General features: G+C 45.5%; 19 protein-coding genes. 11 read left to right on the top strand and 8 right to left on the bottom strand.

Annotation, left to right across the window (positions count from 1 at the left end; translation table 11 throughout):
* Positions 1–313: 313 nt before the first annotated feature.
* Both ICC18_RS15400 and ICC18_RS34765 read left to right on the top strand, forming a co-directional pair.
* Positions 314–922, top strand: coding sequence for a tetratricopeptide repeat protein (locus ICC18_RS15400; RefSeq protein ID WP_312029534.1), 609 nt, complete (start codon positions 314–316; stop codon positions 920–922).
* Positions 923–1320: 398 nt separating this feature from the next.
* Positions 1321–1470 (top strand): diguanylate cyclase domain-containing protein, encoded by a 150-nt coding sequence (locus ICC18_RS34765; RefSeq protein WP_376745643.1) that lies wholly within the window; start codon positions 1321–1323, stop codon positions 1468–1470.
* 72 nt (positions 1471–1542) lie between these two features.
* On the opposite strand, the gene ICC18_RS15390 is transcribed toward ICC18_RS34765, so the two are convergent.
* Positions 1543–1728 carry a YgaP family membrane protein gene (locus ICC18_RS15390; RefSeq protein ID WP_188175294.1) on the bottom strand — a complete coding sequence of 62 codons (186 nt, stop codon included), beginning with the start codon at positions 1726–1728 and terminating at the stop codon, positions 1543–1545.
* 286 nt (positions 1729–2014) lie between these two features.
* On the opposite strand from ICC18_RS15390, the gene ICC18_RS15385 reads away from it, so the two are divergent.
* From ICC18_RS15385 to cydS, 3 genes are read left to right on the top strand one after another with little or no spacing between them, the layout of a single operon-like run.
* A complete protein-coding gene (locus ICC18_RS15385) occupies positions 2015–3355 on the top strand; it encodes a cytochrome ubiquinol oxidase subunit I (protein WP_188175293.1) in 1341 nt (446 codons plus the stop codon).
* Positions 3352–4380, top strand: a complete 1029-nt coding sequence (locus tag ICC18_RS15380; RefSeq protein ID WP_188175292.1) for a cytochrome d ubiquinol oxidase subunit II — start codon at positions 3352–3354, stop codon at positions 4378–4380. Before ICC18_RS15385 ends, ICC18_RS15380 begins: the two co-directional genes overlap by 4 nt.
* 3 nt (positions 4381–4383) lie before the next feature.
* A complete protein-coding gene (gene cydS, locus ICC18_RS34760; RefSeq protein ID WP_376745640.1) occupies positions 4384–4494 on the top strand; it encodes a cytochrome bd oxidase small subunit CydS family protein in 111 nt (36 codons plus the stop codon).
* A 14-nt stretch (positions 4495–4508) separates the two neighbouring features.
* Here the strand turns inward: cydS and ICC18_RS15375 are convergent, their stop codons facing one another.
* Genes ICC18_RS15375 through ICC18_RS15365 form a run of 3 tightly spaced genes read right to left on the bottom strand, consistent with a single transcriptional unit; the run spans position 4509 to position 8957 of the window.
* On the bottom strand, positions 4509–5507 hold the full coding sequence (locus tag ICC18_RS15375) for a sugar ABC transporter substrate-binding protein (RefSeq protein WP_188175291.1): 999 nt from the start codon (positions 5505–5507) through the stop codon (positions 4509–4511).
* Positions 5497–7137: a response regulator gene (locus ICC18_RS15370; protein ID WP_312029538.1), complete on the bottom strand. Its 1641-nt coding sequence runs from the start codon at positions 7135–7137 to the stop codon at positions 5497–5499. The genes ICC18_RS15375 and ICC18_RS15370 overlap by 11 nt, the downstream gene beginning before the upstream one ends.
* A 5-nt stretch (positions 7138–7142) precedes the next feature.
* Positions 7143–8957 (bottom strand): cache domain-containing sensor histidine kinase, encoded by a 1815-nt coding sequence (locus ICC18_RS15365; protein WP_188175289.1) that lies wholly within the window; start codon positions 8955–8957, stop codon positions 7143–7145.
* A gap of 256 nt (positions 8958–9213) precedes the next feature.
* Between ICC18_RS15365 and ICC18_RS15360 the strand changes: the two genes are divergently transcribed.
* The 6 genes from ICC18_RS15360 to ICC18_RS15335 all read left to right on the top strand — a co-directional run bounded on the left by ICC18_RS15360 (position 9214) and on the right by ICC18_RS15335 (position 17053).
* Positions 9214–10254: an ABC transporter substrate-binding protein gene (locus ICC18_RS15360; RefSeq protein WP_188175288.1), complete on the top strand. Its 1041-nt coding sequence runs from the start codon at positions 9214–9216 to the stop codon at positions 10252–10254.
* A gap of 103 nt (positions 10255–10357) precedes the next feature.
* Complete coding sequence (locus tag ICC18_RS15355) at positions 10358–11866, top strand: sugar ABC transporter ATP-binding protein (RefSeq protein ID WP_188175287.1); 1509 nt, start codon at positions 10358–10360, stop codon at positions 11864–11866.
* 5 nt (positions 11867–11871) lie between these two features.
* Positions 11872–12900 carry an ABC transporter permease gene (locus ICC18_RS15350; protein ID WP_188175286.1) on the top strand — a complete coding sequence of 343 codons (1029 nt, stop codon included), beginning with the start codon at positions 11872–11874 and terminating at the stop codon, positions 12898–12900.
* Positions 12893–13855, top strand: a complete 963-nt coding sequence (gene yjfF / locus ICC18_RS15345; protein ID WP_188175285.1) for a galactofuranose ABC transporter, permease protein YjfF — start codon at positions 12893–12895, stop codon at positions 13853–13855. Before ICC18_RS15350 ends, yjfF begins: the two co-directional genes overlap by 8 nt.
* 48 nt (positions 13856–13903) lie before the next feature.
* Positions 13904–15967, top strand: a complete 2064-nt coding sequence (locus ICC18_RS15340) for a methyl-accepting chemotaxis protein (RefSeq protein ID WP_188175284.1) — start codon at positions 13904–13906, stop codon at positions 15965–15967.
* Between the two features lie 117 nt (positions 15968–16084).
* Positions 16085–17053, top strand: coding sequence for an ABC transporter substrate-binding protein (locus tag ICC18_RS15335; protein ID WP_223192577.1), 969 nt, complete (start codon positions 16085–16087; stop codon positions 17051–17053).
* 97 nt (positions 17054–17150) lie between these two features.
* On the opposite strand, the gene ICC18_RS15330 is transcribed toward ICC18_RS15335, so the two are convergent.
* From ICC18_RS15330 to ICC18_RS15315, 4 genes are read right to left on the bottom strand one after another with little or no spacing between them, the layout of a single operon-like run.
* Positions 17151–19106, bottom strand: coding sequence for a glycoside hydrolase family 127 protein (locus tag ICC18_RS15330; protein ID WP_188175282.1), 1956 nt, complete (start codon positions 19104–19106; stop codon positions 17151–17153).
* A gap of 54 nt (positions 19107–19160) precedes the next feature.
* On the bottom strand, positions 19161–19994 hold the full coding sequence (locus ICC18_RS15325) for a carbohydrate ABC transporter permease (protein WP_188175281.1): 834 nt from the start codon (positions 19992–19994) through the stop codon (positions 19161–19163).
* Complete coding sequence (locus ICC18_RS15320; protein ID WP_188175348.1) at positions 19991–20944, bottom strand: carbohydrate ABC transporter permease; 954 nt, start codon at positions 20942–20944, stop codon at positions 19991–19993. The genes ICC18_RS15325 and ICC18_RS15320 overlap by 4 nt, the downstream gene beginning before the upstream one ends.
* Before the next feature lie 37 nt (positions 20945–20981).
* Positions 20982–22421: an ABC transporter substrate-binding protein gene (locus ICC18_RS15315; RefSeq protein ID WP_223192575.1), complete on the bottom strand. Its 1440-nt coding sequence runs from the start codon at positions 22419–22421 to the stop codon at positions 20982–20984.
* Positions 22422–22526: the final 105 nt, after the last annotated feature.

The following is a 22526-nucleotide window of genomic DNA, read 5'->3' as shown; positions in this document are numbered from 1 at the left end:
ATTTTTGGGGGTAGCTGCTATTGTTATCCCCTGTTTTACCTTTATTAAAGCTGGTTGATGTTTTTGCGTTGTTTTTACCTTTTTGATCGTTAGTACTCATCTAAGTATCACACCATCCTGTATTTTATTAGTTAATACACCTTACAGTATGTATTATCCTTCAATCATTTTATTATTATCCTAGACATCTACTGAAATTAAATAATTGCTGATTCCTCCCCTTTTTCATACTTTTTTTGTGTCCGAAGTGAAGCAAATCACGAAAGGAATTGAATAATAATGCGAGATCGTTTAGCTGAAGCCATTTAAATGCGTGACTGAGATCAACTTTCAGACAGCCGTAGCTCATGATAATTCCGGTTTAGGACAGGAGGCTATTCCTTACTATGAACGGGCCATCGAACAAGGGCTGTCCGGACCTGATCTCGAGAGAGCTTTGCTTGGCCTCGGAAGTATATATCGTTACCTGGGATACTATCAGCAAGCGGAGGCAACATTACGCCGGGGTGTGGAAGAATTCCCTCACAATCGGGGCCTCCAAAACGGCATATTATGTTCTATTCGCAACACCTTGATGAAACTTGGAAATGAAGAAAAGGGCCATCCGCAAAGGATAGGCTTTGTTGAAAAGATAAGAAAGTATAAATTTGGGGGTAACCGGAAGATTACTCCTTGCTTAAGCCAGAAACTAATGAGGATCGGATTGTTGAGACGGAAATCCAGCTGTTTTCATCTTGATGACGTAAAAATCGTGCCCATCTCCAACTGGAGTCCGAAATCACCCAATTGCGGCGAAATGATGTCCAACCCGACTATCCGTAGTCCGAGTTTGCCAACTTGGAGAGTCTATTTGCTCATGTGGTTATATAAAAGCCTCTGCAAGTGTGCTAAGTCGGACTACGGAAAAAAAAGAGAAAAATGACCTTCTTTAAGTAGTTAAAATCGACTTGCGGACGAGAGATGTATCCGGAGTACTACAAGGGAGTACATGGATATGAATACCGGATTGAAGACAGGTTAGGAAAAAGAGAAGTGGAAGGCAGCTCAAAGTAGAACAAAAAAAAGGGAATGGATATGGGGTGGAAAAGCGATAGCGCCCGCCTTTGAAATTCGTGTTGATACCGCTAAGAATGATTCAAGTAACAGGAATTTCAACAGCGGTTGGAGCCCCATATCCAATTCCCTCCCCCATGCTCAAATGTATGGGTTTAGACAAGGACCTAGCCGCAGGCTAGGTTTTTCTTATCACAAGAGGAAACAGTGTTCGGCATTCGGAAGGTGACGGGAAACGTTAGTTTAATATAACAGCGGCAGTCTAGGATTTGTCCAAGGCAGCCGCTGTTTCTATATTCGAGTCACGCTTACGATGAAGTTTTATGTTTTATCGCTAAGATGATGAGAAGTGTTTCAAGAGAAGGAGATTTGTGTTGTCGATCTGGCGGTGAGGAATTTTATCATCATTTTTTATGATGGCTGATACAAATCGTGCGAAAGCGGCAGGATGAATCCAGCAATTCCAAAAGGTTGATTGAAAGGTCAACATTATCTATTTTCACAATTCGATATTTTCAAGAATTCATTCATTGGACAATAACGGGTAGTACCCGTAATAATTGGCGCTATTCCAATTATCCCCCACCATTTTTTGTAGTATAGTCCAGCTAGGATAATTGCAGATCCCATGGTAATTCTTATTGCTTGCTCCGTTTTTCCAACATTACATTTCATTTTTTTCTCCTCCATAATGAAAATGGCTTCATTAAGTAGTTTGCCTGTTTCTAAGAAACGAATACTAAAAATTTTTAAAGTTGTATGTATTTTTCCAAGTGGTAAATAATAACTGAATCCAATCTATGAAGGAGCAAATCATGGAACGTTATCAAAAGCATGAAAAGAACCTGATCATTCTTTGCTTAATAATCGCCGGTATTTTACTTTTATCCATCTCACGTCAACTGCTTACAGGATAAAATCCGATTCATTCCAATTTATACATCGAGGGGATGTTGAAAGTATGCTTGAATACGATCCGGTTATATACAGCCGTGCTCTTATGACTTTGACTTTTGTATTTCATATTATATTCGCGACCATCGGTGTCGGAATTCCAGTACTAATTGCTTTAGCAGAGTGGATGGGGATTAAACGAAATGATCCTCATTACACATTGATGGCTCGCAGGTGGACTCGCGGATATGTCATTACAGTGGCTGTCGGCGTCGTCTCGGGGACAGCGCTAGGTCTTCAAATAAATTTGCTTTGGCCGAATTTCATGCGGATAGCCGGGCATGCCATAGGTTTGCCTATGTTTTTGGAGATTTTCGCTTTTTTCTTTGAGGCTATTTTTCTTGGCATCTACATGTACACATGGGATCGATTTAAACCTAAGATTCATTTTCTATTTATCATACCGGTCGTGATTGGAGCATCATGTTCTGCGCTTTTTATAACCCTGGTCAATTCCTTTATGAATGCGCCCCAAGGTTTTGAATTTGTGGATGGGATTATCGGCAATGTTGACCCTCTGAAGGCTATGTTTACTCCGGCAAGCCCAACGAAAGTCTCACATGTACTGACGTCGGCGTATCTGACCTCAGCTTTTATTTTTGCTTCAATTGCAGCCTTTGCTCTGCTGAAAGGAAAGAGTCACGTTTATTATAAGAAAGTGTTAAACATGACTCTTTTTGCCTCATTGGTATTTGCCATTGCAACCTTCTTAATCGGTGACTTGTCCGGAAAATATTTGGCGAAATACCAGCCGGAGAAACTGGCTGCAGGGGAGTGGCATTTTGAAACCGCGACACATGCGCCATTGGTTGTTGGCGGGATTTTAACTGAAAACCGCGAGATTAAGTACGGATTAAGAATTCCATTTGCTTTAAGTGTGTTAGCCCATGGCAATCCCGGCTCAGAAGTGATCGGACTTAATGATTTTCCGGCGGATGAAATTCCCCCATTATGGATTCACTATACCTTTGATGCGATGGTCGGCATTGGCGGGTACCTAACGATAATTCCCTTATTGTTTATTCTTGCTTTCTGGTTTCGTAGAGGAGACCCCTATAATAGGCTCTTACTTGGGGCTATTGTTATTGGAGGACCCTTAGCTATGTTTGCCATCGAGTATGGTTGGATATATACGGAAGTAGGCCGGCAACCATGGATTTTACGAGGGTACATGAAAACACATCAGGGGGCTACGACTTCTGAGCATGTTGACGTACTATTCATTGTTTTCTTTGCGTTATATGCAGTTCTCGGGATTACCTGTTTGCGGGTTCTAACCAAAATGTTTAATAACTATACGCCGGAAGAAGAACTCAAAGCAAAGGGATTGGCAGGTGAACTTCATTGAATTTGGAGGTTGCGGGGATTACGGTCCTATGGACTTTTTTGTATGGATACTTAATTGTAGCATCCATTGATTTCGGTGCCGGCTTTTTCAGTTATTACAGCTACAGAACGAAAAAGGAACATTTGATACAGAATATCATTAAACGGTATTTATCGCCTGTGTGGGAGGTGACCAATGTCTTTCTCATTTTTTTTATTGTCGGTATCGTAGGTTTTTTTCCAGATACCGCTTATTACTATGGAACAGCCCTATTGGTCCCCGGCAGTGTAGCGATCGTATTGCTCGCTGTGCGTGGATCTTACTATGCTTTTAGCACATATGGCACAAAGAGCAGGCAAGTGTATGTTTTTTTATATGGTGCGACAGGACTTCTGATTCCCGCCTCATTATCAACGGTACTTACGATTTCCGAAGGCGGGTTCATTGAGATTCATGACGGGAAAGTCGTCTTCCTCTTCCAAAGACTGTTCTTCAGCCTCTATTCTTGGTCCGTCGTTTTGCTAGCTATTGTCAGTGTGCTGTATATTTCAGCCATGTTTCTTACGTTTTATGCCGCCAAAGCAAAGGACATTCCCGCGCTCGAAATCGTGCGTAGATGGGCCTTGATTTGGAGTACCCCCACGATCGTCTGCAGCTTGATTGTATTCTATTCGATTAACTTACATAATCCTGAACATTTCCAACACATATTGGAGTTGTCCTGGATGTTTGCTTGTTCTTTTCTTTTCTTTTTGGCAGCTGTCTATTTGGTTTGGAGGAAAAAGAATTACGGAATATCTTTTATTCTCGTGATGTTTCAATTTGCATTTGCTTTTTACGGATATGGGGCAGCCCATTTGCCTTATATCCTTTATCCGTATCTTTCCATCTACGAACACTTCACGAATAAGGCTATGGGTATCGCATTAATTATTGCTTTCTTGGCAGGCTTATTGCTTCTTATACCATCTCTCTTTTTATTAATGAGGCTATTTCTTTTCAATGTCAGATATGTGCAGGGACGGATGCATCCGAAAGGAGATTAGAATATGGAATTCATTCTGATTATGGTTCTGCCGCCTATCCTGGTTGCAGCATCGCTTACTGTAGTTTTTGCTTGGGGGTGGATGGGTAAAGAAAGAGTTGATCCCAACGAGTAACAATATGCGATGCCTTAACGGATATTAGAAAGGGGCAAATCTGCAACTGTCACTTCCTGAATCCCCGTATCGATAAAGGAGGGAACGTTTTTTCCCTCGGAAGCCAGAAGCAATTGTTGGACAATCCATTGGCCCCATAAGTGTTCGTTTTCCGAAATGACGGATGTGATTTGACCGTTCAACAATGCTTCTTTGACCTCAGGCGACATGCCGAAGGTTAATGAATCACGTTTAAGACCTTGCGCTTTCCATATGAGGATGGAATTAGAGCTTGAGATAAGGTCCAAGGATACAAATGCATCAAAATGTGGATGTTCGTCGATCATATCCTCCAAGTCGCTTAAATCACGGTCGCTTTGTCCTTCGTTGAAGCGAATCTCCAGCACTTGAATTTCTGTATTCCATTTTAAATATTGAAGCATTCCTTCCAACCGGCGCTTCTGTTGGGGCGATTCGGATAATCCGCCTTCCACCATAATCATCCCTTTTCCTTTCAGATACCGCTTTATGATTGCTCCCATCAAGTAGCCTTCATGGTAAGAATCCGTCCCGATATAGGAAAGTCGTTTGCTGGCCGGCACATCGGTTTCAAAGCAAATAACCGGAATACCGAGAGAGACAGCTTTATTGATGACTGGAGCAAGTGCTACCGGATCGATAGGGCTAATCGCGATGCCGTCCACCTTTTGCTTAATCATGGTTTCCATCATTAGAATTTGCTGCTCCAAATTAATTTCATCCGGCGCTTTGACAATCAGTTTAACGGACTCGGGCTCGGCCGCCTGTTCTACAAGTTCGGTAATCATCTCGTAGAAAGGATTCGCCATCGGATACAGGATACCGAAAGTACTTGTGACTTTTCGTTCCTTATCCGGGGCTTTTGTTGTTTCTTGAAGCGGCGGACTACCGAAGGCAGGGTCATTAGAAGGTTCAGGCACTTTACAGGAGGCTAAGGTTAACACCAAAAGAAACGGTAAACATAGGTTTCGAATGAACTTGTATCTAGAGCTCACGCAGTTGTTCTCCTTCCGAACGGCTCAGGGATGCATCTTGCAAACCATTTTTCCTGAATTCTTTGGTCGTCATTCCTGTGACTCTCTTAAACAAATTGGAAAAGTAGTGCGCATCATTGTACCCGACTTGAAAGGCGATTTCAAAAGACTTCGCAGAAGTGGTTTTGAGGAGCTCCATCGCTTTTCGAATACGGGTTTGCGTTAAATATTCGATAAATGTTTGGCCGGTTTCCTGGCTGAATACCTTGCTCAAGTGGCTCGGACTAACTTCCACATGCTCGGCTGCAGCCTGAAGGGAGATGGAATCTTTATCGTAATTGCACTGGATATATTCCTTCACCTTAATCAGCATTTCCCCATACTTATCGTATAACCGGGAGCGCCAGGACCAGAACTGCACAGTCAGTTCGGTTAAGTAGGAACAAGTTTCTTCCCAGGAACGGATCATCCCAATCTGCTGCTGCAACCGGTTAAGCGTCTCTTCCGGATCTGACAGATGCCGATACATATCTTTTGCAGAGCGAAATACCTCCAGGGTTAAGTCGTTTAGGATGTAATAACCGATGGCTGAAGTATGCCAATTTATATCCTTTAGAGCGGTGGCGTATTCAATGATGAAGGGTTCTAACTGCGCAGGACTGCCGATTTTTAGAAAATCGACGAATTTACCCCGATCCAGAAAGAGCGACGGATCAAGTAGGCCTGGAAAACTTTCCCGGAGGGCATGCCGATTTTGTCGCGAGAGCCTCCGCCAATGCATTTCCTCTTCAGCCTCGAGGAACGATAAATGGACATTTTGCAAACGATCCTGGACACTTCCTATGCCGACAGACACGGAAACGGATAAACCGGATGGTTCCTCCGATATCATCCTCTGAGTCTCTTTAAAGCTCTGAAGCTCTTGCTGCAGCTGATCCAGTGAATCTCCTTTAAGGATCCAAACGGTCTCCGTGCGGCTTCGTTGGAACATTAAGTGCTTGTTATTTTGTTGCAGGCTCCTGCATGTATCAATCAACAGCAGCTCACTCTCTTGTAAAGTGTCAGATTGTATAGAAGAGGATGGACCGGGATAACGAATATCCATCATAGCGACGACATAGTAATGGGCCAATAGACTTATATGAAGCGATGCGCTGAGATGAATCGCCTCGGATGTCATAATGAAGCCGCTGCACAAGTCATTCAGCAGCTTGTCTTGCGAGATGATCTCTTTATCGCTTTCCGATTGCTTCAGTTTTTCAATTCGGGCTTTTTCTTCACGTTCATTATCAATTTTCGTACTGACTACTTTAAGCAGCGTGATGATTTCTGCAGCACTTAGCGGTTTAAGACAATATTCTTCCACACCCATACGCAACGCGCTCCTGGCATATTCGAACTCTCCGTGACCGCTTAATATGATGATTTTCACATCAGGCATTTTTTTTCGCACGATACTGCATAGTTCCAGGCCGTTCATGAAGGGCATCAAAATATCGGTAATTAAAATATCAGGTTGAAGCTGTTCAATAAGCGGAAGAGCGACTTCGCCATCGGGCGCATCCCCACAGTAAATAAAGCCCTCTTTTTCCCAATCGATACAATCCCTTATCGTCTCTCTAATTAAAATCTCGTCGTCGACCAGCAACACTTTCTTCAATGGAACTCACTCCAATCCTTCATCGGTATTCGAATGGTAACCGTGGTTCCTTCACCTTCCTTGCTGTACACTTGAACTCCATATGATTCTCCATAATATAAGCGAAGCCGCCGCTGTACATTATGAAGCCCGAAACCGCCTGATACTTCATTGCCGGTGATTTCCGGCAAATTGGGCTCCATCAAACCGTTACGAAGTTGTTCCAACCGAGCTTCCGACATTCCGATTCCGTTATCTTCCACATTCAACATAATATGTTTGTTCTCCTCCGCATAGCTATATATGCGAATCATTCCTTTGCTCCGTTTGTTCTTAAGGCCGTGATAAAGGGCATTCTCAACAATTGGCTGCAGCGTCATCTTCAATATTGGAAACGCGTAGAGGTTTGAATCTATGAAGATCTCATAATCCAAAATATCCCGATAACGAATTTGTTGAATAGTCAAATAGCTCTGTAAATGTTCAAGCTCCTTTTCTATGGGAATCCAATCCCTGCCTTTGCTCAAACTGATCCGGAAAAGTCGCGATAAGGCAATGACGAGCTGAATCACCTGCTCCTTCTTGCCGGCCTCGGCCATCCAAAGAATAGAATCCAATGTGTTATACAAGAAATGGGGGTTGATTTGTGCCTGCAGCGCACGAAGCTCGGATTTCTTCATTTCTTGCTGCTCCTTAATGCTCTGATCAAGCAGCATCCGAATTTTGCCAAGCATAATGTTAAAGCTATTTCCAAGGTCGGCGATCTCATCCGTTCCTGTCGGCGTCACTTTAGCTTCGAGAAAACCGGAGGCGGCGAGCTGCATTTTTTTCTTTAAAATATTAACCGGCCGGGTTAGACGATTGGATACAAAGTAATGAAGCGTGAAGGCGAATATAATACTCAGCACTACACTGATAATAATGAGCTGCCGAATGGAGTTAGCTTCTTCAACGATTTCTTGAAGAGGCACCTGGCCGACAATGTTCCATCCCGTCGTTTTCGAGGGAGAGGCGAAAACAAAACTGGGCTTCCCCTCCGATGCATCTATGTAATGGTTTTCCGGTCCGGCAAGTATGGCCGACAGTTCCTCGACATTAGGTAATTTGGTATGGTCGCTCATTTGAGACGGTTTAAAGATGGGTATGCCCGATTCGTCGACAACATAGAAGAAGCCATTTTTTCCGATCGTTACGTTATCACAGAACCGTTTCACGATACTGTCATCCAAATCGATGATAATAAATCCAATCACTTCATGAGTCACCCGTTGCTTGACTGTGGAAATGATGGAAATGACGTTATGATTTTTATAGTGAAATCCGTCCAAACGTTCCAATTCGGATACGCCGGAAGAAGGAATATGCAGAACATCATCCGGATGATGCATAAGATAGGCGAAATGCGTGTTGCGAAGCGGATTTCGGTCTAACTGGAAAACGCCTTTCCGTTCGCTAATTCCTCGCCCGTACAAATTGATCATGGTTATGTTCAGCACACTCTCATACCGATAGGTTTGTCTATAGGAAGCCATTGTTTTCAGAATGTCCTTTGAGTCTTCGTATGTATCGTTTTGTGAGAATAGAAAATGGAGGAGTTTCGGGTTCTTTTCTAATTCAAGGAGCTTACTTGTATCTATAAACAGGTTATCTATGTCCCTGGCCAACTGATCGGCAAGCAGCATGGTAGCGGATTTGCTGTTGGTAAATACGGTATTAAACGATTTTTGATAAGAAATAAGACCTACGGATATCAATGGCACACAAGTCAAAATAACAAACATGGTCATAAGCTTCGCACGCAAACTGGAAGTAATCTTCTGAATAAGCACCATGATAAAGAGTACCTTTCATCTTACTTTATGGGGTGATCGGAACAATTAAATTATGAAGCATCACTTATGAAAACGCAATCATTAGACAAAAAACTGCAACTTTTAAAAAAGAAAACAAAGGTCTCCTATACATAACTGGATATATACTCAAAAATTTATAATAATGCATCATAATACTCCATATACCCCCAAGATTAACAATCTTATAATCAAATCACACCAACACGAAATGGTGAAATAAAGGGAGGAATAACACATGAAAACAGGAAAAACAATGGGGTTGCTCTTAGCTTCGGCAATGCTATTATTCTCAGTAGCTTGCAGTAATACGGAAAAAGCTCCCGCTAATGCAAGCAAGCCGGAAGCGACAAAAGAGAGTACGAGTGCCACGAAAGCCCCGGCTGCAACTCCGGCAGACAAGAAGATTACTTTAGGTTTTTCTCAAGTTGGCGCGGAGAGCGGCTGGAGAACGGCGAATACGAAGTCTGTACAAGACTCGGCCAAAGAAGCGGGATTCGACCTGAAATTCTCTGACGCGCAGCAAAAACAAGAAAATCAAATAAAAGCGATTCGCACATTTATCCAGCAAAAAGTGGATGTAATCTCATTCTCTCCGGTTGTTGAATCCGGCTGGGATACGGTGCTGAAGGAAGCCAAAGATGCAGGGATTCCGGTGATTTTAACGGACCGTGCCGTAGATTCCAAAGATACTTCGCTTTATCAAACTTTCATTGGTTCCGACTTTGTTGAAGAAGGACGCCGGGCAGGCAAGTGGCTCGTGGACACCAAAAAAGACGCAAAGGAACCTGTAAATATCGTGGAGCTGCAAGGTACAACAGGCTCCGCACCGGCGAACGACCGGAAAGCCGGCTTCGAAGAAGTGATAAAATCCAACGCAAATCTGAAAGTAATTGCTTCCCAGACAGGCGACTTTACTCGTGCTAAAGGTAAAGAAGTTATGCAAGCGTTCCTGAAGGCTCATAAGGACATCGATGTTCTTTATGCTCATAACGATGATATGGCCCTCGGAGCGATTCAAGCGATCGAGGCGGCGGGATTAAAGCCGGGTAAAGACATCATCATCATCTCCATTGATGGCGTAAAAGACGGTTTCGTTGCGGCAAGCGAAGGGAAAATCAACTTTATCGTAGAGTGTAATCCATTGCTCGGACCGCAATTGATGCAAGCGGTACGTGATGTTGTAGCCGGTAAACAGTTACCTAAGAGGATCGTAACCAAGGAAGGCGTATTTACATCGGAGGATGCGAAGAGGGAACTTCCGAACCGCCAGTACTAATATCAACCTGATACATTCGTAATATAAACAAAAGGAGAAAGCCGCCCAAACCGGTGCTAACGGCATGGAGCGGCTTTCTCCTTAAAGGTAGAGGAGTGAATGTATGAATAACATACGGCCAATTTTGCAAATGACGGGGATTCACAAACAGTTTCCCGGTGTGAAGGCCTTGTCCGGCGTTAATTTCCGACTGTTTCCCGGCGAAGTCCATGCATTGATGGGCGAGAACGGAGCGGGGAAATCTACACTGATCAAAGTGCTGACAGGTGTCTATTCGATAGATCAGGGAACCGTTGATCTGGCTCAGAAGACGATAAAAATAAACAGTCCGCAGGATGCGCAAAGCGCCGGTATCAGTACTGTGTATCAAGAGGTTAATCTTTGCTTAAATCTTTCCGTGGCGGAAAATGTATACATTGGACGTGAACCGCGTCGATTCGGCCGTATTTTATGGAAAGAGATGTATCGCAATGCCGAAGAGCTGCTGAAGAAAAGAATGAACCTTGAAATCGATGTGACGCAGCCGCTCCATACGTATTCGGTTGCCGTACAACAGTTGATCGCAATTGCCAGAGCGTTGAGCATTTCCGCTAAAGTACTTATTTTAGATGAACCGACGTCAAGTCTGGATCGAGGCGAAGTAGTACAGCTTTTCTCTGTTATGACAAGACTAAAGAGTGAGGGCTTAGCCATCCTGTTCGTTACGCATTTTTTAGACCAAGTTTATGACATTTCGGATCGAATAACCATTCTCCGTAACGGAGAATTTATTGGGGAATATATGGCTAAAGAGCTTCCTCGCATAGAACTGGTATCTAAGATGATCGGGAAAGATCTTCATCTTCTCGAGGAAATTCCGAACATTTCCAGCGGGGAACGAGTGAAGGACGAAGTTTTGCTTCAGGCTGCCAATTTTGGGAAAAGAGGATCCATAGAACCGATAGACTTAACTATCCATAGGGGAGAAATTGTCGGTCTTGCCGGACTTTTGGGATCGGGGAGGACTGAGCTTGCGAGACTTATCTTTGCAGCCGACCGGGCGGATTCCGGCGAAATAAAGCTGTCCGGGTCCAAAGGCGCTATACAAACGCCAAGACATGCAATTGATCAATCCATCGCCTTTTGCTCCGAAAACCGGAAGGCGGAAGGCATTATTGACGATTTGACGGTAAGGGAAAATATTATTTTGGCACTGCAGGCAACCCAAGGCTGGTTCAAGACGATCTCGCGAAAACGCCAGGATGAAATTGCGGATCAGTATATTCGTACGCTAAACATTAATCCTCCCAACCCCGAGCATCTTATTAAAAATTTAAGCGGGGGCAACCAGCAGAAGGTGCTGCTTGCTCGTTGGCTGTTGACTCAGCCCAAACTGCTGATCTTGGATGAACCTACAAGAGGAATCGATATCGGAGCCAAGGCGGAAATTCAGAGGTTGGTTTTATCCTTAGCTCAGAAAGGCATGTCCGTTTTATTTATCTCATCCGAATTAGAAGAAGTGCTGCGGGTTAGCGACCGAATCGTCGTCCTTCGCGACCGGCGCAAGGTTCAAGAAATGATTGGCGACGATATCAGCCAAAAAAATGTCATGACGGCGATTGCGGGAGGGTGAACACCATGCTAAAGCATCACTTATTTTGGCCGCTAACGGTATTAGGCGCGCTGTTACTATTCAATTTATTATATGCTCCGGATTTCTTTTCCATTATCATGCGGGATGGCCATTTATACGGGAGTCTGATTGATATTCTAAACTTTGGCTCCCCCTTAATAATTGTGGCAATCGGGATGACGCTGGTCATCGCCACCAAGGGGATTGACTTATCGGTCGGTTCGGTTGTAGCCATTTCAGGAGCCATTGCCTGTTTAACCATTAGCCAAGGCGATGGACAGAATGCCGTAAGCCTTGTGTTCATTGCTATTGGGATTGCGTTGGTCCTATCCATTATCCTTGGCGTATGGAATGGATTCTTAGTCGCAGGCATCGGTATGCAGCCGATTATTGCCACATTGATTCTGATGGTCGCCGGGCGCGGAGTGGCGCAACTCATCACAGACGGCCAGATCATAACCGTTTCCAATGAGCCGTATAAATATATCGGTGCGGGCTCGTTAGCAACGCTTCCGTTTTCTATCTTTATCGTGGCAGCGCTCTTTCTTGTTGCCTCTATTCTAACCAGAAAAACTTCGCTTGGGCTCTTCATTGAATCGGTTGGCTGTAAGCCGGAGGCGAGTCGCCTTGCCGGAATTCGATCAAAAACGGTCATGTTTGCCGTATACATGTTCTGCGGTTTATGCGCCGGCATTGCCGGATTAATTCTTAGCTCAAACGTATCCAGCGCGGATGGTAACAATGCAGGGCTTTGGTACGAGCTTGATGCCATTCTTGCGGTAGTTATTGGAGGCACTTCCCTGAACGGAGGACGGTTTTACTTAATGGGCACCTTGATTGGGGCGCTTATCATCCAAACGTTAACGACGACCATTTATATGATCGGCGTTCCGCCTGAGATTACACTTGTAGTAAAAGCAATCGTCGTTTTAGTTGTATGCCTGGTTCAATCCGAATCGTTCCGCAAAACGCTCATTTCTCGATGGAAGACCCGTCATTATCCGGCAGAAAGTGAGGTTAAGCAACATGCTTAAACGACAATATATTCCGATTCTGGTGACTATCGGGCTGTTTGCTCTTATGTTTACGATTGGTTCTTTCCGGTATACAGGCTTCTTTTCCTTACAGGTAATCTTAAATCTGCTGATTGATAATGCTTTTCTATTGATTGCTGCTGTTGGAATGACCTTTGTTATCGTTTCCGGAGGTATCGACTTATCAGTCGGCTCGATGATTGCGCTCACAACGATGGTTTCCGCGAGCTTAGTTCAAGCGGGGTGGCCGCCGCAGCTGGTGATTCCATTAGTGCTGGCGATAGGATCTCTCTTCGGATGGGGGATGGGGGCGGTTATACATTATTTTAAGATTCAGCCGTTCATCGTTACCTTAGCGGGGATGTTCCTGGCTCGGGGACTTTGTTACGTCATTAGCATTAACACGATTACGATTGACAATGCTTTTTATACCAGTGTGGCGCAGACTAAGGTGAACTTGCCGGGCCAGAACTTCATATCCATCAGCGTGATCATAGCATTGCTGGTTGTATTTCTAGGCTTCTACATGGCACATTATACTCGATTTGGCCGCAACACCTATGCATTAGGCGGCAGCGAGCAATCTTCCTTATTGATGGGTTTACCGGTAGGACGAACTAAAATGACGGTTTACATGTTCAGCGGATTTTGTTCTGCTCTAGCAGGTGTAGTCTTTACCTTCTATATGCTTTCGGGTTATGGGCTGCATGCGATGGGAATGGAGTTGGACGCTATTGCTGCAGTGGTCATCGGCGGCACGCTGCTGACAGGCGGGGTAGGTTATATTGTAGGAACCTTCTTTGGCGTTATGATCCAAGGAGTCATACAAACCATTATCAGCTTTGAGGGCACGCTAAGTTCCTGGTGGACGAAAATCGTTATTGGAATTCTTCTGTTCATGTTTATTTTACTGCAAAGACTGTTCAGCGGACGAAGCTGGGTACACCGGCGCTAAGCGTTGCGAAAGCTCAAAATAGGGTTTGCATCGAAGGGGGAGAGCCTCATGAAAGAGTTAAAGAGCTTGGTACGAATGCTGCTGAGAAAACCCAATCAATCTATCGGAACCAAATTATTCCTTATCTTTTTTTGTTTTCTATGTGTATCCGTTACGGGATTAGGCATATTTTCTTCAAGTATTGCCAAATCAGCGATCATTGAACAAATGCAAAAGAGTTCGCTAATTACAATTTCTCTAGCAGGGGAAAAGTTGGATATGAAGCAACAATTTTATATCGATTTATCCAATCAGCTCCTTAATAACAGCAGTTTTACGGAAAATTTATTTCAAATCACAAACACGGGCATTGGAGCGGATGAGCTTCAGAGGCGCAGCTCTGAGATCCGGGGACTCTTGGACCAACTGGCATTATCCGACCAGAGCATCAGGGACATCACTCTCTTTCCTCTCGAAGATCCGATTCCCCCCATCTCTACGGAACGGGAGCGTTTTGATTCGAAAGTAAATCAGTCCGGCTGGCTCGAAGAAATTCGAAGTGCCGGCGGTAAACCGGTATGGCTGTCAATAGAAGAGAGAGGCTATTTGGGGAATTCCCCGAAGCCTCTCTTCGCCTACGGAAGACTACTGGATAAAAACAATGTCGGGTCTCGTGATTTCATCCTTCTTGTTCAGATCGATTCTAAAGTGCTACAATCAATGGTAAGCGCTCTCAAATTGAGTGATGGAGCGGAGACACTTATTATAACCCAATCAGGCAAGCCTATAATGAGCAATCGTCAGGAATCCGTTCTTCATGAATTGACGTTTCCACTTGGTCAAGCCACTTCCGGCAGCTTTTTACATAAAGGTACCGCAGGAATGGAAAGGCTTGTAGCATACCGCCAATTGGCTGCCAGCGATTGGTCTTTCTTAGGGATTGCCCCTCTTACGGAATTAACGGGAAATGTAAGTAAAATTCAAGGAACAACTTACATTTTTATCGCAGGTAATATCCTTATAGCTCTTATTATCGGATTATGGATCGCTCTGATCGTCGGAAAGCCTCTTTCCCACATGCAGCATTTGATGCGGTTGGCGTCGGAAGGCAACTTGACAGGACGGTTGTCCTTTAACGGAAAGAAAGATGAAATCGGCCAAGTCGCTCAAGCTTATAATCTGATGATCCAAAAAATCGTTCAACTGGTTAACGAGATGAGGGAAACGGGTAAAGAAGTGACTGAATCCAGTGAGCGTATGGCGACGGCATCGGTCGAAACTGCCGTTTCCGCTCGGGAAATTCATTCCGCTGCAAATCAAATCGCCCAGGGCGCCGTGAACTTAGCTGCGAATGCCGAAGAAGGGACTTCCGGGATGGAGCAAATAGGCTTCCGCTTGTCTGAAGCCTTGATGCTGCAAGACAGGATGGCCAACTCGGCTCAAGAGGTAGACAGCGTATGCCGAAGGGGCGGCAGCTCCATCAAGGAATTAATTCGTAAAACAGTGGATACCGAAGCTGGCATCCGTAAGGTTGTAGAAAGGGTAGATAGTCTTCAAGAATCGGCAAAATCCGTGCAAACTTTACTTAAGATGATGACGGAAATGGCAAATCAAACAAAAATATTATCATTTAATGCCTCCATTGAAGCTACAAGAGCAGGTCTCGCAGGTGCAGGATTCAAGGTAATTTCGAACGAGATACGCCAATTGGCGGAGAGGTCTAATGCTTCCATTGGTCAAGTGGGACAACTAACGGATAATATCCAATGGGAGGTTGAATCAACAGTTCATGCGATATCGAAGGCTCTTCCGTTCTTCCAGGATATGACCCAAGAGGTTCATGCCGTTCATAGCTTGTTCTTGGAAATCCAAGAGGAAATGGATCAGCTCCTGTCACGTTCCATGGATGTTACGCAATCGCTTTCACAGTTAGATCAGACGCAAGTCACATTAAGTAACGCTATGAGCACCGTATCTGCGATTTCAGAGGAATCATCGGCAGCAACCGTGCAAGTCGCTACGCTTTGTTCGGCGCAATTATCTATCGGGGAACAACTTGTGGAGCTCTCCATGAGAATGAAGCAGGTCTCGTCTCAATTAGAAAGACATATGGCTCGTTTTCAAATCGATTAAATCCAAGGGGGCTGGACCACCATTAACATGCATCTTAGAAAACCGGGCTTATCATTGGTGCTGCTTTCTAAGCTTATTATTGTTATCTGTTTTCTCGTGTTTCCCACGGGGTGTGATTTGGTCAAGGAAACGACGGCGAATAGCAGGAATGGGGGAGAAGGAAAGCAGGTTCCGGGGCTTAAGACGGGGACTAACATACAGAAGCGTCCTATCCTCTTGGGTTTTTCTCAACTTGGTTCGGAAAGTGATTGGCGCAAAGCGAACACACTCTCCATTAAAGAATCGGCAGAGGAATCCGAAATCAGTCTTTTATTCGAGAATGCAGAGCAATCTCAAGAGAGACAATTTGAAGCTGTCCGTTCATTTATTAAGCAAAAAGTCGATGTAATTTCAATTGCACCGGTGGTGGAAAAGGGCTGGGAGCCTATCTTGAAGGAAGTGAAGCAAGCGGGGATTCCCGTGATCATTATTGATCGATTGGTTGAAGTATCGGATCCATCCCTATACGTCACGTTTATCGGTTCCGACTTTTATGAGGAGGGCCGTAAAGCAGGAAAGTATGTACTTGATAAATTAGCTAACACTCCCGGCCCCATCGGTATTGTGGAATTGAAGGGAACAGAAGGATCTACGCCGTCAATTGCCAGGGGCAAAGGGTTTCATGAAGTAATCACCAAACGTACTGATTTTGCAGTTCTGGAAAGCGCTAATGCCGATTTCACTTTCACACAAGGGAAAGAGGTCATGAGGTCCTTCCTGCAAGCAAGAGGAACGAGTATTCGGGTCCTATTTTCACATAATGATGATATGGCTTTAGGTGCGATAGAGGCCATAGAAGAGTACGGCTTAAGGCCTGGCAAAGACATCGTTATCGTTTCGGTGGATGGTACGCGAAAAGCGCTTGAGAAGCTGATGGAGGGCAAAATTAACAGTGTGGTCGAATGCAATCCGCTGTTAGGACCCAATCTCATTCAGGCTGTAAATGAGATGATTGATGGCCGGACACTGCCCAAGCGCATCGTAACACCGGAAAGTATATTTACGGAAGTGACGGCCGCAAGAGAAATTGGCACCAGACGTTACTAAATAGTTCAATGAAAAACTTGATATAACCACAAAATGGTCAAGGACTGGTTTAAAGTCCTTGACCATTTTGATGTGCTATCATGGATAAGCTATGAAGTCATTCTTTGACCCAAACGGTCATTTCACCGACGCCGCGATTAGCCCAAGCGTAATATGGAATGAACGTTGCTTGAAAAGGTCTGGTATACTCGGATTGGTTGGCCTTATAAAGTTCCATTCCCCAATCGTCCGCAGCAATACGTTCGGCAGCAAGGCGAATCACGTTCATACCGCCTAGCAAATGGGGTTCAAACGCCGCTTCAGGCTGCGAATCTCGCGGAAGCTTGATCTGGTGCAGATGTTTCCCGTTATCCGCTTCCTCCAAACAATACACGAACGGTCCCCGCTGCAGAGCCGTTTTGCCGATCGTAGACCTGAGCAAGGGGTGACCTTTCATGCGGAGTACAGGCATGGATAGGGTGAGGCGGATTTGATCACCGGATTTCCATTCCCGATCGATTCTTGCATATCCGTCCACGATTGAGCCTGTTATATCCAGCTTTTGGCCGTTGACCGAGATTTCCGCACCGTCACTCCAGCTAGGTAAGCGCAGTGCCAATGTGAATGAGGCGGGCGACTCTGTTTCAATTTCCAGGGTCACCTCACCCTCCCAAGGAAAATTGGTTCGCTGCCCAATTGTCACATTGCTTCCATCCATGCTGATATTGGCTTTTCCTCCGACGTATAAGTGAGTATATACCGTACGGCTGTTGACAGAGTAAATATATTGTCCGAGCGAAGCCAAGAGCCTTGCTACGTTCGGCGGACAGCAGGCGCAGCCGAACCAGCCTTGGCGAACGGGTTTCACATGATCGTAAATGTGGTTTTTACCGCAGGCATCCGGCCATACCTCGAGTGGATTGACGTAGAAGAAATGCTTCCCGTCTTTGGCCATGCCGGCGACAACCGTGTTGTACAATGCCCGTTCCAATACATCGGCATATTCGCTTTTCGCTTCGATCTGAAGCATGCGATGAGCGAAAAAGATCAATCCGATGGATGCGCATGTCTCTGCATATACCGTGTCGTTCGGCAGATCATAGTCCAGGCTGAAGGCCTCTCCATGCGCCATGGAACCAATTCCGCCCGTTATATACAATCGTCTTGTGACGATATTCTTCCACAGTTTGCGGCATGCTTCAAGCAGCCCTTGATCTTCCGTCTCCGCAGCGACGTCAGCGATCCCGGCAGCCATATACACCAGCCTTACGGCATGTCCTTCCGCCGAATCCTGCTCGCGGATGGGGAGATGGGACTGGTTATAGGCTCGGTCTGCAATCATATCGAGCGTCGGCCAGTGATGGGTTTTGCCTCGTTTCTCATATTCCAATTGAAAGAAATTAGGCTCTTTGCCTCTTTCCTCCAGGAAAAACCGGGTCAATTGCAAGTAGCTTTTTTTCCCAGTCGCATGGTATAGCTTCATAAGTGCAAGCTCGATTTCCTGATGACCGTCGTATCCTTGTATTTTCCCTGGTTCCGGTCCAAACACCGAATCGATGTAGTCGGCAAACCGGCAAGCAACATCCAAAATTTTCGTTTTGCCAGTCGCATGATAGTAAGCGACGGCAGCTTCGATCAGATGCCCTGCGCAATACAATTCATGGCATTCGCATAAATTGGTCCATTCCTTGCCAGGCTCTTTCAACGTATAGAAGGTGTTGATGTATCCATCAGACCGCTGCGCTCTTGCAATAAGATCGACGACCTCATCCGCAACCCGTTCCAATTCCGGATCCGGCTTCGTTTCCAGCAAATAGCCGACGGCCTCCAACCATTTGGCTACGTCGCTGTCCTGAAACACCATTCCGTAGAACTCGCCTTCCGTTTCTCCCGCCGCAATCTGAAAATTTCTGATGGCATGACTCGGTTCCGCATCCGGCACGCGGTCGTTGAGCGCCTCCCATTGATAGGGGACGACGACATCGCGCACAAGTTCAATGTACTCCGACCAAAATGTATCTTGAATATGAACGTCTTGCAACTTCAACGGTTTCACAGTCTGTATGTGCTTCATTCATTCTCCGCTCCTCGTGATTCTTTATAAAATGTCTTTATAGATGGAATGAGATTAACCTTTCACGCCGGTCATCGCGATCCCTTGAATAAAGTAACGCTGCGCAAACAAGAAAATAATCAGCGAAGGCAGCACAACGATCGATACAGCGGCCATCATTAAATTCCACTGGGATGAGTACGCGCCCTGGAATAAAGTAAGGCCAAGCATCAGCGTATAATTCTTCTCGGAGGACAAATATATCATCGGTCCCAAATAATCGTTCCAATTGTTCAAAAAGGTAAACAAACCTACGACAATCAAAGACTGGGAGCTGAGAGGCAGGATGATTCTCGAATATACGGTAAAATGGTTCGCTCCATCCATGTAAGCCGCTTCGTCCAAGTCTCTCGGAATGCCCATGAAAAACTGCCGCAGCAAAAAGATATTGAACAATCCGCCGCCAAAAAAGGCAGGGAGAATGAGCGGCGCTAACGTATCCGTTAAATGCAGCGTTCTCCATCCGATAAATTGTGGAATCATCACGACCGCAAACGGCAGCATCAGCGCTGTCAGCATGACGCCGAATACTTTATCGCGTCCCGGCCAATCGATTCTGGAGAATCCGTAGGCGCAGAGGGAACTGGTCAGCAGCACCCCGACTATATTGGCGACGGTGACAATGCCGCTGTTCAGAAAAAATCGCCCGAACGGCTGCGCCTGGAGTGCGTCCAGGAAATTGTGAAATTCTAACTGCTTCGGTATGAACGTCGGCGTCACTTCAAAGATGCTGTCGGTTCCTACCAGTGCCGTTCTTAGCATCCAGTAAAACGGGAATAATGCAAAGACGGTACCGCAAATGAGTATAAAATAAACCGAAAATTGCGCAAAAACTTTGTTTTTCTTCATGATCTTTTGCCATCTCCTTCATAATGCACCAAAGATCGCGAGAACCGGAATATCACGAAAGTAAATAATAAGGTAACAAGGAAGAGGATGACCGCATTCGCGCTCGCAGCCCCCATCTTGGAGAAACGAAACGCATTCTGGAACAGGTAAAGGACATATAGCAAACTCGCGTTGTCCGGTCCCCCCATCGCCGCAGCGCCGCTCCCGGAATTTCCGCTCGTCATCACGGCAGGCTGGACGAACGTTTGAAAGGCATTAATGAACCCCATAACGGAATTGAAAAAGATGATCGGGGAGCTCATCGGAATGGTAATATGAATCAGCTTATGCCATGCATTCCCGCCATCGACTTCCAGTGCTTCGTACAGATGGGAAGGGATACTTTGCAATCCGGCCAGAAATATCACAATCGTACTGCCGCAATTCCATAAACTAAACAGGACCAATGTCGGAATGACCGTCGTATCCGAAGCGAGCCATGACGAAGTGGGGAGTCCCATTTCCCTTAGCAAGTAATTAACGACGCCAAAATCAGGCTGCAGCATCCACATCCAGATGATCCCGGCGGAGGCAAGCGGAATGACGACAGGCAGGTAGAAAACCCCTCGAAAAAATGCTTTCGCCCGGATTTGCTGATTCAGCAGGACGGCGACCAGAAACGAAAATACGATACCGAGCGGAACACTGACGAATACATAGTAAAAGGTCGCTTTAACGGCCGGATAAAAGAAAATATCCCGACCTGAGAACATATCGGAGAAATTCGCTAATCCGATAAATTGCATCGGACCGCCGATGGAATAATCCGTAAAGCTGAGCACGAAGGTAACGATCAACGGGATTACGATAAAGATGGCATAACCGATCAGGACGGGAGAAGTGAACAGCAAGCCGGTTCTCAGATTCTTCATCCGTTTAAGCTTCGCACGTCGGTCTGCATCTGTATGCATGTCGGCTATCAATGGTTTTCACAACCTCTCATTACACTTATTTCGCGTCATACCTTCCTTGAATGTCAGGCTGCACTTGTTTTGCGATTGTGTTCAAGGCGTCCTGGGCGTTTTGTTTGCCTAACCACACGGAATCCAATCCGGAAATGACAGTCGAATTCAATTTGGCATAGTTTTTCAAGTAGTAGGTCGAACCTGGAACGGAGTGATTCAAGAATTGGTTCATCATGGCATCTTTAAAGCCTGGAGGATGTGCGGCCGGATTCGCATCAACCCATTTTGCAACAAGTGCCGGATCCGTATACCATTTTTTCATGGTTGGCATCCACAGACCGCCGGAGTAAAGCTCGATCGCACCTTCCGGATTCGACATCCACTTGAAGAGCATCCATGCTTCTTCAGGATGCTTGGAATCTTTGAAGAATACGGTCGCTCCGCTTAAGCCGACTGTTAAGCTCTTTTTCAGCTTCGGCAGTACGCCGATGTCGTAGTTTACCTTCGCGTTGCCCAGATCCAAATTCATCCATTGCCCGCCAATGGCCATCGCCGTGATGCCCGATTGGAGCCCAACGTTCATGGCTGGAAGCGATTTGGCTGCCAGAGGCGATGGTGCGACATGATGTACGTTGATCAAATCAGCAAGTTTTTGAATCGCTTCGGCCGCTTCCGGTTTATTGAGTGTGAATTCTTTGCCGTCCTTTGACAGCCAATCCCCGCCGTTACTGTAGATAAAGTTATTCAGCGGCTCGTTCCAGGTTTCGAAAGTCACCCCGTACTGCTTGATATTTTTCGGATCGAAACCCGGATCCGCCGCAGTCTTGCCATTTTTGTCGATTGTCAATTTTTTAGCCGCATCAACGAATTGATCCCACGTCCATGCCTGTTCCGCTTTGGTCGGAGGTGTGGCGACGCCGGCTTTTTCCAGAAGATCTTTGCGGTAGAACAACCCGAAGGCTTCTCCGGCCGTACTGATTCCCCATGCGTTATCCGGCGTTTGTTTATACCAGATCGTATCGAGGAAGTCTTCTTTCTTTACCTCGCTGTCTTTGGCGAACATGTCAAACAAATTAACGAATTTCCCCTGTTTGGCCCAGGTATCTCCCAAATCGCCGGTCATATATCCCGTATCCGGCAAATCGTTCGCTGCCGCCATAGCCGTCAGCTTGGTGTTATAGTCGGAGTTTGGAATTTGCACAGTCTCTACCGTAATCCACGGATATTTCTCCGTAAATTTCTTCGTTGCGCCCTCAATCGCTTTCTTTTCGTCCGGACTTCCCCAGTACGTAAACTTAAGTTTGACCGGATCTTTCTTTTTGGCGCCTGCATCAGCAGTTTGTGTTTGTTGAGGCTTATCGGTGCTTGTTTGGCCTTGTGATGCGCCGCTATCCGCACTGTTGCCGCAAGCCGTAGCGATTAAGCTGAAGGCCATCGTCGCGCTCAGTACGCCAAGTACACGCTTTTTTGTTAAATGTTTCATGGGAGCCCCCCTAAGTGGTATTTGAAAGCGTTACCGCTCTTCACAACTCGATTATAGTGGAAGCGATTCCATTATAAATTGTAACATTTTTAGTTTCTTGCATTA

It is taken from the genome of Paenibacillus sedimenti, from assembly GCF_014534655.1.
Lineage (GTDB): Bacteria > Bacillota > Bacilli > Paenibacillales > NBRC-103111 > Paenibacillus_E > Paenibacillus_E sedimenti.
This window is presented reverse-complemented; position numbering and strand designations above follow the sequence as displayed.